Here is a 12722-nt window from a genome sequence, read left to right on the forward strand (position 1 = left end):
GCGCCTCTCACGGCCGCTCCTGGATGCGGCGCACCACCACAGCTGCTAAATCACCAACGGTCCGCAAATCGTCCCCGTCCTCCTCGGCCAGGACAATGCCGTAGCGGTCCTCAATCTTGAAGATCAGCGACATGACCTTCAGCGAATCCAGGCCCCCACTCTGCAGGGACGAATCGGCGGTGAGGTCGACATTTCCCACCTCCGCACGGATGGCGTCGATGATCTCGTGTGTCACCGTCTCAAGGGTTGGGACAGCCTTACTTGTTGACATGCCTACTAATGTTCCGGAGCAGCCGTTCTGTGTCGGCAGCGCTGGCACCTATTTGCGATGGGGGCCAGCACTACTCGCCGGCCGCGACAAGTGCCCAGCCCGAGAAGCGAAAGCCGTTGTTATGGAACGATGTTTCACCTCAGCTGTCAGCCATCGGAACGGCAGCGGTTTGCAGGCAAGGGCTCCTACCAACGTCCACCTGCGGGGCTGGGAACACTGCCGACGCCAAAACTGTTGCCGCACAGCCAGCGTCACGCGATCGCAATTGGGAAAGTGGCCTCCAACGAAGTCCCCATGCCCCCCGGGCTCACGATTCTCAAGTTGCCGCCGAGGGCTTCGACGCGGTCGAATAGTCCGATCAGCCCGGACCCAGTGCCGCATTGTGCTCCACCGATTCCGTTGTCCTCGATGAAAAGGCGCAGCTCGCCGTGCTGCGTCTGCGCCCGCACGCTCACCTCTGACGCGCCGGCATGCTTGGCGACATTGGTCAGCGCCTCGGCCACCACGTAGTAGGCAGCTACCTCGACGGAATCGGGCAACCGTTGCTCGATCGCGACGTCGAGGCTAACGGGCACGGGCGAACGACGAGCGAGCGTCTTCAGCGCGGGCGCCAGTCCGCCGTCGGACAGGATCACCGGGTGAATCCCGCGCGAAAGCTCCCGCAGCTCCTCCAGCGCGTCAGATGCCTCAATTATCGCGCGGTCGAGCTCCATCCTGAGCTCACCGGCCTCCTGCACCCCATCTTCGCGCATCATGCGAAGGTGCAGCGCCAGCGAGACTAGCCGCTGTTGGGCACCGTCGTGCAGGTCCCGTTCGATGCGGCGGCGAGCGTTGTCGGTTGCCGTCACGATCCTCGCTCTGGACGCGAGGAGCTCTGCGCGGGTGGCGGCGTTGGCGATAGCCGTCGCAATCAATTCGGCGAAATCGCTGACGCGCTCCTCTGTGTTGGGCGGCAAAAGCTCCCGTTGCGACGACGCGACGATAGCGGCACCCCACACCCGGCCGTCGACGACAATCGGGGCTCCAACCCCGGAACGGATGCCGATCTCCCGAAGTCGGGCGATCACGGGCCCGCGTGCGTCTGCTATGTCGTCGTGCCGGGCGACCCGGCCGGTCTCCCGTATCCACGCCAGCATGTTGTCGCCATCGAACATCAGGTGCTCGCCCACGGGAAGATATTGCGATCCTGGCTTACTGCTCGAGGCGAGAACTATGGCTGAGCCATCGGCCTCGTAGCGGAATACGCCCGCACCGTCGGTATCAAAGCAGTGGACCATTTCCTGGGCCACCGCTTCGAACACCGCAGAGGGACTGACGGAGCGGGCGACCAGCGTAGCCATCCGACGCAGCGCCGCCTGCTGCTCCGCGAGCACGCGTGATTTGTCGCGGCTGACCTCGAGCATGGCTTGTGTTTCGCGTAATTTGTCCTGTTCACGACGGCGCTCGGTGACATCGCGGCCGATGGCGTAAGCCAGATCCCCATGCCACACCATGTTCCACTCGACCCAGCGCCTCGAGCGGTCCTTGCAGATCATCTGAGTCTCAAGTAGCACCGGCTCGGTGCTGTCGGCAAGCGTGCCGAATATCGAGCGCACCCGGTCCCGATCCTGGGGCGCGACGAGGTTCATCCAGGGTTGTGACGTCATTTCGTCTTCTGAATAGCCAAGTATGCGCTCGCAAGCGCGGTTCACCCGGATAAAGCGCTGCGGCCCAACGATGGCCAAGAGGTCCGAAGACAGATCCGAGAATCGCTCGCCCGTGCGCGCTACGGCGGCGATGGTATTGGCCAACAGCGCCACGAATAGGAAGACGGCAATAGACAGCCAGAAGCTGAGCTCCGTCGGTCCGAAATGAGCATTCGGCCAGGTACGGAAGTAGGCGTAGGCAATGGCGCTAACTACGGACGTGATCGCGGATAATCCGAATCCCCATACCGTTGAGATCAGGATAACGTCGATCATGTACAAAGTGCCGAACGGTTTGCCTGTAAGTTGTCTTAGATAGACCACTGCAAAGGTCTCGATGACAATTAACGACGCGGCGACCGCAATGCCCAACCAAATCGGCGGAGCCGTCGGCCGCATTAGCAGCGACACAAAGCCCGGCCGCATGACACGCAGGCGCAAACCGGCATCGGAGATGCGGTCCGCGAGACGACGACCCGGCATCCCATCGGAGCCAGGCAGCCGCTGGCGTTGCTGCATCACCGGACACTCACCACAACGATCCGCCCACTTCACCGCGGTTTGGAAGATCAGCGTAGCCCGTCGGAGGACGCCCGGTCCCACCTTTAGCCCGCCAGGATCCGCACACCGATGGCCGCGTACGCGCGCGAAGTTTCCGGCTTATTCAGCCGGGTTTGATGCCGTACCGGGGGCCCAGAGTGGCAACGGCCTTCTTTAGCTCCTCGCCGATATCGTCGAGACGATCCGCCTCTGAAGCGTCGACGGCTGCAGTGACCGCCGCGATCAGGCTCCCATCGGGTGTCAGCAGGGGAGTGGCGACGGCAAAAGCGTCTCCGAGCGTGACGCCGCGATTGAAGGCGAGCCGGCGGGCACGGATGTCGGGGAGTTCGGCGAGGAATTGTCGGACCGCGGCTGCCTGCTCGGGGCCGGCGAGGTCGAGGAGGCGGTTCATTTCGTCGTCGGAGACGTTGGCAAGCAGAGTCTTTCCCGCGGCACTCGTATAAAGCGGGCGACGCGCGTGGGTGCGCGCGACGAATGTCAGGCTGGGTGATTCCTCACCCCAATGGTCGGTGAAGACGATGGCATCCCCGACGCGCACCCCGACGAGGACGGTGCAACCGAGGACCTTGCCCAACTCGGCCACGAACTGGTGATCGAGTGACAGCGCGGCCAGCTTGTTCGCGCGCGCGGCGAGGATGAACGGCCCCGGTCCGAGGTGGAACCGCCGCTCGTCCTCGATGAGATAGCCGCGGGCGAGAAGTCCGTTGGTCAATTCCTGCACGGAGCTCTTCGCTGCGTGCAGCGCGGTTGCCAGCTCGGTCAAGCTCACGCCGCGCGGGCTCAAGGACACGGCCTCGAGGATGTCGGTCACTCGGTCCACCGTGCGATGCGGGCGGGCAGGCATGCGGGTGACGCTAGCAAGCGCCAACGAAACGAACGAGGTCCGGGACTTGCGACGAGGCCCCAGACACAGTACTCGGACAGGGACTTGCAAGGAGGCGCCGGTCACAGTACAGTGGCGACGTGATCCGGAAATCCGGCTCAACATCCGTAAATACGTACCAGAAAGGTTCGACCCATGTCTGCACCAGTCCGTCCCGGGATCGCCACCGCGGCCAGTGGCGCCCCGCTGCCCCTGGCCGCGCTGCCGCAGGATGATCTTCTGACCATCAACATCGATCAGATTCCGCTACTCAAGGACACTCTCGGCCCCGGCATCCACATTCAGCCGCTGCGTCTGGACCCCGAAAAGGGAGAGGTCGTCCTGATGGCCACCCTGGCCCCCGGGTGCTCCCTGCCCATCCACTACCACACCGGCACCGCCGAGGTGTATACGTTCTCAGGCTGCTGGAGGTACGCCGAGTACCCCGACCAGCCGCAGACCGCCGGCTCCTACCTGTACGAGCCCGGCGGCTCGGTGCACACGTTCTACTGCCCGGAGGACAACACCGAAGACACCGTGGTTCTGCTGTGGATGTCCGGCGCGCAAATCGGATTCGCCGATGACGGCGCGTTCTACGGGATCAATGACGCGGCCTCCATCCAGTACCTAACCGACACCTTGTCGACCCAGCAGGGGACCGGACCGGTCCCCTACATCCACGGTGGCAACGCGGGTGTGAACGAGTCCTGACGTAGCCATTCGCTAGGCGGGGCCTAGTGGCGTGCAACGGAATAAGAAAGGTAAAAAATCATGGCACCGGCGTTTGACGGCGTGCGGGTCCTCGAACTGGGCCAGATCTACAACGGGCCGTATTGCGGGCTCCTGCTCGCACAGCTGGGCGCCGACGTCATCAAGATCGAGCCACCTGGCGGTGAGCAGTTGCGCTTCCGGTCGCACCAGCCGACCGAGTCCCACGAGTTCGTGATGCTTAACTCCAACAAGCGCAGCGTGGTGCTCGACCTCAAGACCGATGCCGGTCGCCGGGCGCTGCTCGACCTGGTCGAGACCGCCGATGTGCTTATCGAGAACTTCGCGCCTGGCACCATGGAGCGGCTCCAACTCGGCGCGGAGCGACTTCTCGAGCACAACCCGCGCCTGATCGTGGCCTCCGGAAAGGGCTATGGGTCCTCGGGTCCGTATGCACACATGTCCGCCATGGATATCACCGTGCAGGCGATGTCCGGCAGTGCCTCGGCCACCGGCGACCCCGACGGGCCACCCACCAAGTCCGGGGCCGCGTTCGTGGACTTTTCCGGCGGCATCCACCTCTTCGGGGCGATCAGCGCGGCCCTGTTCCAGCGCGAGCGCACGGGACGGGGGCAGATCGTCGAGGTGTCGATGCACGACACCATCTATCCGATGATGGCGTCAAGCCTCGGCGGTCTGCACAACAATCCGGACCGAGAGCTCCCCGAACGCACCGGAAACCGGCACTCGGGCATGGCGGTAGCGCCGTACAACATCTATGAGGCCAGCGACGGATGGCTGGCGATCATCTGCATCGCCGAGCGGCACTGGCACGGCGTTGCAACCGCACTGGGCCGTCCCGAAATGATCGACGACCCAAGATTCCGCACGGAGAAAGACAGGGTCGACAACATCGATGCGGTTGACCGCGAGGTTTCTTCGGCCACCAGAATGCGGACACGCGCCGAGCTGGTTCGAGACCTGCAGGCCGCCGGTGTGCCGTGTGCGCCGGTCAAGTCCATCCGTGAGGTCGACACGGACGAGCACCTGATCCAACGCGGCATGATCACCTACGTCGATCACCCCACCAGGGGACGGGCGCCGGTCCCGGGATGCCCACTGCGACTGAGCGATTCGCCGGTGGGACCGCTGCGGGCCGCCCCGGTGCTGGGCGAGTCGACAGAGGAGGTCCTCGGGGAACTATGCGGTGAGGAAACCCAGCATGTCGTTCACGCCTGAAGCCGGCACTCCGCTGGCGACGTATTACGCGCAGACGCAGCCGCGGATCGGAGCCATGCTGTCGCGGCGCAGCCTCGGAACGCTGGACGCGGTGACGATCGGACGCTACGCAATGACAATCGGCGCCACCAACCCGACCCACTACGATCCGGTGGCCGCACGGTCGGCCGGCTACGACCATGTCGTCGCGCCGCCGGACATGCTCGCCGCGATCGTGGAGTGGGGTATCGGCACGCCCGAGGCGCAGTTGCAACTGGACGGAACTCCCGACGACGGGGACATGCCGCTCGGTGACGGCGACCTCGCGCTACGTGTGATGGGCGCCGGTGAAGAGATGGAGTTGGTCAATCCCGTCACTGCGGGGACGGAGCTGGTTCTCGAGACAACGCTCGAGGCGGTCACCCCGAAACGGACTCGGTCGGGCCCGTGCGTATTTGTTACCACCCTCAACACCTTTATCGCCGCCGAGGGCACCGTCCTGAACCGCAACCGGCGCACCGTTGTGCTTCGAAACCCCTTGCAGGAGTCGTGATGTCCATCAGCTTCCAAGTCGGAGACACGCTGCCACCGCTGAAGCACACGGCTACCGCCCTTCAATTATTTCGCTACAGCGCTGTCACCTGGAACCCTCACCGCATCCACTTCGACGAGCCCTACGCGCGCGAGGAGGGCCACCGCGGCCTCGCGCTGCACTCCCACCTCCGGGCGGCACTCGCCTTGCGTTGCGTCACCGAGGGCCTCGGACCGCAGTGGCACGTCGCGAAGTTCGCCTACCGATTGCGCAAGCCCGTCTACGCGCCGGCCGACCTGACCTACACCGCCCGGATTACGGCGGTCGAGGACAACACAATCACGCTGGAGCTGACCGAAGAGGAGCCCTCCGGTGACGTGGGTTTCGAAGGGACCGTGTGGGTCGGCAGGAGCGCAGGAGCGACAACATGACATCAGCACCAGGGTGGGGGCAGCGTCCCATCCGCGTGGGGAACTGCTCCGGCTTCTACGGTGACCGCGCTTCGGCCATGGCCGACATGGCGCGAGCCGGCGGCATAGACGTGCTTACCGGTGACTACCTCGCCGAGGTCACGATGCTGATCCTCGGAAAGGCGCGCGCCAAAGAAAACACCAAGGGCTATGCGACCACCTTCCTGCAGCACCTCGACGCGGCGCTCGAACACCTCGTCGCGAACGGGATCCGGCTCGTCGTCAACGCCGGAGGATTGAACCCCGCCGGGCTGGCCGCCAAAACCCGCGAAGTGATCGCACGCCACGGTTACGACCTGCGGGTCTCCCATATCGAAGGCGACGACCTCCTCGGCCGCCTCGACGCGCTGCAGCAAACGGGCCATTCGTTGCAGCACCTGACGACAGGCGAGCCGCTGTCATCCTGGCCGCACCGGCCACTGACGGCCAACGCTTACCTGGGCGGATTCGGCATCGCGCGGGCGCTGGCCAACGGCGCCGACATCGTGATCACCGGCCGTGTCGCCGACGCCTCGTTGGTCGTCGGTTCCGCCGCGTGGTGGTGGAGTTGGACGCCCGATAACTACGACGCGCTCGCCGGCGCGGTCGCCGCCGGACACGTCATCGAATGTGGGTCACAGGCGACTGGCGGCAACTTTTCCGGGTTTCGTGCCATCGCCGACCTTACGGAGCCGGGGTTCCCGATCGCCGAAATCGATGCCGACGGGTCATCGGTGATCACCAAGAACAAACGCACGGGCGGCGCCGTCACCCAAGACACGGTCACAGCTCAACTGCTCTACGAGATCGGTGAACCGGCCTACCTCAACCCCGATGTGACCACCCATCTGGACACCGCGAACCTGACAGACCTCGGCGACGACCGCGTCCAGATCCGTGGCGTGCGCGGCTCGGCGCCACCGGCGACGACCAAGGTCGCGATCACAGGGGTCGGCGGGTGGGAAAACAGCGTGATCCTCGCACTCACCGGCATCGACCTTGACGCGAAGGCCGCCCTTGTCGAGCGATCCATTCACCGCTACATCGACACCGTTGACGGGCTCGACGCGGTCGCGATCGCCCGTATTGGGCAGGCACAACCGGATCCCGAGAGCCAGAATGCGGGAACCGAGCTGGTCAAGATCGCAGTACAAGGGACGAAGCAGGCCGCCGGGCGCGCCTTCTCGTCACGGATGGTCGAGCTGGCCCTGTCCAGCTACCCCGGGCTGTACGTCCTCGGCCCTCCGCAATCAGGGGCAGAATTCGGTGTCTATTGGCCCGCACTGCTCGACCAAGCACTGCTCGACCACATGGTCCACCACCATGACGGCACGACCGAGACCATCGCAACCTTGAATGCACGCGGCGCAAGGCACGAGGTAACCCAGCAGCGCGGCCCGTCGCTCGCACAATCGGTCCAAGCGCCAGGGACCGACGAACTGGTCGTGGCCACACTCGGTGAGATTGTGCATGCCCGTTCCGGCGACAAGGGCGGCGACGCGAATCTCGGTGTCTGGGTACGCGACCGGCAAGCGTGGGAGTGGCTCGAGTCCACCCTGACCGTCGACGAACTGCGACGCCTCCTTCCCGAAACACGCGAACTGGTGATCTCGCGGTACGAACTGCCCAACCTCGGCGCGGTCAACTTCCTCATCCGAGGATTGCTTGGGACCGGCGCCACCTCGACACTGCGGCTGGACTCGCAGGCAAAAGCACTCGGCGAATGGCTGCGATCACGAAGTGCCAAGGTGCCGCGATCGTTTGTGAATATCTAGGAGTTACTGATGAGCGAGCCCGACGAAAGCACCGTCGACGTCGTCCGCAAGGCCACCCGCGAGCTGGCCCGCAAGTTCGACTACGAGTACTGGCGCCAGAAGGACAAGTTGGGCGAGTACCCATGGGAGTTCGTCAAGGCGTTCGCCGAGGGCGGATGGCTGGGAGCGCTCATTCCCGAGGAGTACGGCGGCCTCGGGCTCGGCATCGCGGAGAGCGGCGTGATGATGCAGGAGATCGCCGCCTCGGGTGGCGGCGCGAGCGGCGCCTCGGCGGTGCACTTCTACCTGTTCCCGCCGGCCCCGATTATCCGCTACGGCTCCGAGGAGATGAAGCGGGAGTTCCTGCCCAAGCTCGCCGGGGGCGAGATCCTCATGGCGTTCGGCGTCACCGAGCCCACCGCCGGTGTGGACACCTCGCGGATCACGACCAAGGCCGACAAGGTCGGCGGTCGCTGGGTCGTCAATGGCCAGAAGGTCTGGATCAGCAACGCACAGAACGCGCACAAAATCCTGCTGCTGGCGCGCACGTCGCCCCGAAACGAGAACAAGCCGTTGGACGGGATGACGCTGTTCTTCACCGATCTGGACCGCGACCGGATCATGGTCCGGGAGATCGAAAAGCTGGGCCGTTCGGCGATCGACTCGAACGAGCTCTTCATCGACAACCTCGAGGTCGGCGACGGCGAGGTCGTGGGTGAGGTGGGGCGGGGCTTCAGATACCTCGTGGACGGGCTGAACTCCGAGCGCATCGTCGTGGGCCTGGAAGGCGTCGGCATCGGGCAGGCGGCACTGGAGCTGGCGACGGCGTATGCGAACGAGCGCGTGGTGTTCGACCGGCCCATCGGCCAAAACCAGGCGGTCGCCCACCCGCTCGCGGACTCGTGGATGCGCCTGGAGTCGGCTCGGCTGATGGCGATGCACGCGGCCAGGCTCTACGACGACCACCAGAGCTGTGGCATCCAGGCCGCCGCGGCCAAGTACCTGGGCGCGGAGGCCGGCTTCGATGCCTGCGACCGGGCGATGTCCACCCATGGTGGCTACGCCTACGCGAAGGAGTACCACGTCGAGCGGCTGTGGCGGGAGGCGCGGCTGCTCCGCAACGCGCCGTTCTCGCAGGAGATGGTCCTGAATTACATCTCCACGCAGGCGCTGAAGCTGCCGCGCGCGTACTGAGGCAGCGACCGCCGGCCGCTCGACAGGGGCGGCCTGGCGGCGCTCGGGGACCAGCCAAGCAGCCAGCTCGTTGCACTGCCTGCTGGCAGGTAGGCCAAGGCTGCAGGTGGCCTGGGGCACAAATGCGGGTCAGCTGTGATGTGGAACACCGTTCTGCGCGGGACCCTCTCAAGGAACGGCCATACAGGCCAGAGAGGTAACCATGTGGACTGTAATCACATCGCTCGGTCAGCGGGTGGACGGTATAACCCACGAGCAGACGGCGCTCAGGACCGTGCATTCGATGGGACTGACCACGCGGCTCGCCCCGTATCGCTATTTGGTGGTTGACAATCGCGGCCACCAATTCCACGCCGAGATCCATCGCTACCCGGCTTCTGCGTTGCGGCGCCGCCCAACCCGATAGACGAGGTTACCGATGACCCCCGGACCGCACCCCATCGATCTCCTTGCGCTGCGTCACCGCCTGATGAGTGGCACGGATGGCGCCATTGACGCCAGTGCCCGCAGCGACGAGTCAGTGGCGTATCCGATCCTCGCCGACGGTGCGGAGATGCTGGCGCGGCTGATCCTTCTTGCTGGAGCGATACCACTCAGGTTGCTGCGACGTAACCTGCAACGTTGTTAGGGCAATCGTCGGCTCACTCATCCAGTGCTCCTTGCTCGTCGGCGGGTCGCTGATGTGTACGTGAAGGACGCCCTCTTCTTGCCCCACCTCGATGCGCACAACGGAAGCGCTGGCGTACTTGACGGCATTCCTGTTCTATTACAAGGTTTTTCGCTGGCCTTCGCTGGCCTTCGCTGGCCTTCGCTGGCGTTCGCTGCTCGGGTGGGACTTGTCGCGGCTTGCGGGGTACTGCTGGCACCCAACGCATATTGGTGCCAGCGGTGCCGACATGGAACCGTTATTACCCAACAATGGATGCGAACTTTTGCAACCCCACCAAGAAGATTGGACGATGGCAACCATCTTGGCCTACACCTCGCCGGCACTCGGGCATCTGTTTCCGTTCAGTGCACTGCTGTCCGAATTGTCTTGCCGCGGCCACCGGATTCATGTCCGCACTCTGTCCGCCGGCGTGGACACCGCCAAGAAACTCGGCTTCAGTGCCGATGCCCTCGATCCGCGAATCGAGGCCATCGTCCACGATGACTGGAAAGCTTCCAATCCCCGTGCTGCGCTGAAGAGAGCGGTCGATGTGTTCTACCGACGCGCGGTTCACGAAGTCGCTGACTTCACCGATGGGATCACGCGAACGCGCCCCGACGCGCTGATCGTCGACGTCAATTGCTGGGGCGCCCTGTCGGTCGCCGACGCGCGTGACATCCCGTGGGCAAGTTTCTGCCCGTACATCCCGGCTCTGCAATCACCAGGAGTGCCGCCCTTCGGGCTGGGTCTGGCACCACTGCCCGGCGTGCTGGGCCGGGTCCGCGACGCCGCGCTGCGGCCCATCGTGAGCGGGATACTCGAAACGGCGGTATTGCCGCAAGGCAACGCCATTCGCGCGAGCATCGGGGCGCCACCGGTCGCATCGGCGGACGAGTTCATGCGGCGGGCGCCGCTAATGCTAGTCGCAAGCGGGAAGCCGTTCGAGTATCCGCAGACAGATTGGGGCGATGCCGTACAGATGATCGGCCCGTGCATGTTTGAACCCGCAATGGATACGATTCCCGCCTGGCTCACGGCGATCGACCGGCCGATCGTCCTGGTGACGACGTCATCGCAACAGCAGGCTGATGCGAAGCTCGTCGCAACGGCGATGGCCGCCCTTGAGAATGAGCCGGTGCATGTGGTCGCGACACTACCCGCCGGGCTACCCAGCGAGGTCACACTGGCACCGAACGCGACGGTGCGCGAATTTGCGCCACACGGGCCCATATTGGACCGGGCGGTGTGTGCGGTAACCCACGGCGGCATGGGCGCGACCCAAAAGGCGCTCGCTCGCGGCGTCCCGGTGTGCGTGGTGCCGTTTGGGCGCGACCAATTCGAGGTCGCAAGGCGCGTTGAGGTCGCCCGCTGCGGCACACGCCTACCGGCGAAGAAGCTGACCCCGCCTCGGCTGTCGGCCAACGTTCGACAAGCGATGACGATGACAGACGGCGCGCGACGGGTGGCGGAGGGTTTCGCAGCGACCGGTGGCGTCGCCCGTGGCGCTGACCTCATCGAACAACGGGTGCTCGGCCGGTCGGCGCGGATCGCGCGGGAGTGGATACGCGAGCCTGCGTCGACGCCCTCGGACGGCCACGCGACGCGGAAGCGCACGAGAACCGCCTCGAGCTCATAGGACCATTCGGCGCCGCAAGGCGCGCCGGGTCGGACTCCCTGACGTATTGGCCGAGCCCACCGACGGGCAGACTGAGTAGATGAGCGATTTCCCCGGTGGTTTCTTTTGGGGCAGCACGACCGCTGCTCACCAGGTAGAAGGCGGCAACACCAACAATGACTGGTGGCAGTGGGAGCACACGCCCGGCAGCACGGCCGTGGAATCCTCGGGAGACGGTATCGATCACTGGCATCGCTATGACGAGGACTTCGCCTTGCTGGCCGCACTCGGACAGAACGCGCACCGTTTCTCGCTGGAGTGGTCGCGGATCGAACCGGCGGAGGGTGAATTCTCCGGCGCCGCGCTGGATCACTATGCGCGGGTGCTGGAAAGCTTGGCACGGCACGGGCTTACCGCATTCGCAACGCTGTACCACTTCACGCTTCCTCAGTGGTTCGCCGCCCGGGGCGGATGGTTGGCTGACGACGCGCTGGATTTGTTCGGCCGCTACGCGGGGAAGGTTGCGGAGACGTTGGGCGATCTCATTCCCTATGCCTGCACCATCAACGAGCCGCAAATCGTCGCGCTACAAGGGTATTGGCGCGGATGGTTTCCGCCGGGGCGCCGAAACATCGAGGAAGCCCTGCACGTCAACAGCACCCTGGCCGCAGCTCATCGAACCGCCACCGCCGCGCTGCGCTCCGGCCGTGGCCGCCCAGAAATCGGCACGTGCCTTCAGCTGCCCTGCATTGAGCCGTTGCGGACTGAAAGCGCCGATGACATCGCCGCGGCCGAGATGGTGCGCACCGCGATGGTGGACTTGCACATCGACGATCTGCGCCGTGGTGGTGACGTGGGAAATTTCGTCGGCCTGCAGTACTACACCCGCATCCGCGTGGACACGACGGCGCCTGGGTTCACCGCCGCGCCCGCCGCCGACGCGGAAGCCACACAGATGGGCTGGGAGGTGTATCCGGAAGGGTTCGGTCGGATGCTTCGCCGCATCGCTGAGGCGGGGCTGCCGATCGTCGTGACGGAAAACGGAATCGCCACGGCGGACGACTCCCAGCGGATCCGGTACCTCGCGGCACACCTATACCAGCTCAAACAGGCGATGGATGCGGGCGTGGATGTTCGCGGCTACATGTACTGGTCGTCGTTCGACAACTTCGAGTGGGCGCACGGGTATATGCCGACCTTCGGCCTCATAGGCATCGACCGTGA

12 protein-coding genes are annotated in these 12722 nt (G+C 64.9%); 8 read left to right on the forward strand and 4 right to left on the reverse strand.

Features of this window, described 5'->3' with window-relative positions:
- Positions 1 to 7: 7 nt before the first annotated feature.
- From VE759_RS16190 to VE759_RS16200, 3 genes are all read right to left on the reverse strand, one after another.
- Positions 8 to 235: an acyl carrier protein gene (locus tag VE759_RS16190; protein ID WP_324934233.1), complete on the reverse strand. Its 228-nt coding sequence runs from the start codon at positions 233 to 235 to the stop codon at positions 8 to 10.
- A gap of 287 nt (positions 236 to 522) precedes the next feature.
- Positions 523 to 2475: a GAF domain-containing protein gene (locus tag VE759_RS16195; RefSeq protein ID WP_324934235.1), complete on the reverse strand. Its 1953-nt coding sequence runs from the start codon at positions 2473 to 2475 to the stop codon at positions 523 to 525.
- A 145-nt stretch (positions 2476 to 2620) separates the two neighbouring features.
- Positions 2621 to 3328 carry an IclR family transcriptional regulator gene (locus VE759_RS16200; RefSeq protein ID WP_324934237.1) on the reverse strand — a complete coding sequence of 236 codons (708 nt, stop codon included), beginning with the start codon at positions 3326 to 3328 and terminating at the stop codon, positions 2621 to 2623.
- Between the two features lie 207 nt (positions 3329 to 3535).
- On the opposite strand from VE759_RS16200, the gene VE759_RS16205 reads away from it, so the two are divergent.
- Genes VE759_RS16205 through VE759_RS16230 form a run of 6 tightly spaced genes read left to right on the forward strand, consistent with a single transcriptional unit; the run spans position 3536 to position 9234 of the window.
- Positions 3536 to 4090: a 2,4'-dihydroxyacetophenone dioxygenase family protein gene (locus VE759_RS16205; protein WP_324934239.1), complete on the forward strand. Its 555-nt coding sequence runs from the start codon at positions 3536 to 3538 to the stop codon at positions 4088 to 4090.
- Between the two features lie 60 nt (positions 4091 to 4150).
- Entirely contained in the window at positions 4151 to 5326 is a 1176-nt protein-coding gene (locus VE759_RS16210) for a CoA transferase (RefSeq protein ID WP_324934241.1), read from the forward strand.
- Entirely contained in the window at positions 5310 to 5858 is a 549-nt protein-coding gene (locus VE759_RS16215; RefSeq protein WP_324934243.1) for an FAS1-like dehydratase domain-containing protein, read from the forward strand. Before VE759_RS16210 ends, VE759_RS16215 begins: the two co-directional genes overlap by 17 nt.
- Entirely contained in the window at positions 5858 to 6268 is a 411-nt protein-coding gene (locus VE759_RS16220; protein ID WP_324934245.1) for an acyl dehydratase, read from the forward strand. The genes VE759_RS16215 and VE759_RS16220 overlap by 1 nt, the downstream gene beginning before the upstream one ends.
- A complete protein-coding gene (locus VE759_RS16225; RefSeq protein WP_324934247.1) occupies positions 6265 to 8061 on the forward strand; it encodes an acyclic terpene utilization AtuA family protein in 1797 nt (598 codons plus the stop codon). The genes VE759_RS16220 and VE759_RS16225 overlap by 4 nt, the downstream gene beginning before the upstream one ends.
- Positions 8062 to 8070: 9 nt before the next feature.
- Positions 8071 to 9234, forward strand: coding sequence for an acyl-CoA dehydrogenase family protein (locus tag VE759_RS16230; protein ID WP_324934249.1), 1164 nt, complete (start codon positions 8071 to 8073; stop codon positions 9232 to 9234).
- Positions 9235 to 9751: 517 nt separating this feature from the next.
- Here VE759_RS16230 and VE759_RS16235 read toward each other — a convergent pair.
- Positions 9752 to 9883 carry a hypothetical protein gene (locus tag VE759_RS16235; RefSeq protein ID WP_324934251.1) on the reverse strand — a complete coding sequence of 44 codons (132 nt, stop codon included), beginning with the start codon at positions 9881 to 9883 and terminating at the stop codon, positions 9752 to 9754.
- A 310-nt stretch (positions 9884 to 10193) separates the two neighbouring features.
- Between VE759_RS16235 and VE759_RS16240 the strand changes: the two genes are divergently transcribed.
- Positions 10194 to 11519, forward strand: coding sequence for a glycosyltransferase (locus VE759_RS16240; RefSeq protein WP_324934253.1), 1326 nt, complete (start codon positions 10194 to 10196; stop codon positions 11517 to 11519).
- Positions 11520 to 11598: 79 nt separating this feature from the next.
- The coding region (locus tag VE759_RS16245) for a glycoside hydrolase family 1 protein (protein ID WP_324934255.1) at positions 11599 to 12722 on the forward strand (1124 nt) is incomplete at its 3' end.

This window comes from Mycobacterium sp., assembly GCF_035640695.1.
GTDB lineage: Bacteria > Actinomycetota > Actinomycetes > Mycobacteriales > Mycobacteriaceae > Mycobacterium.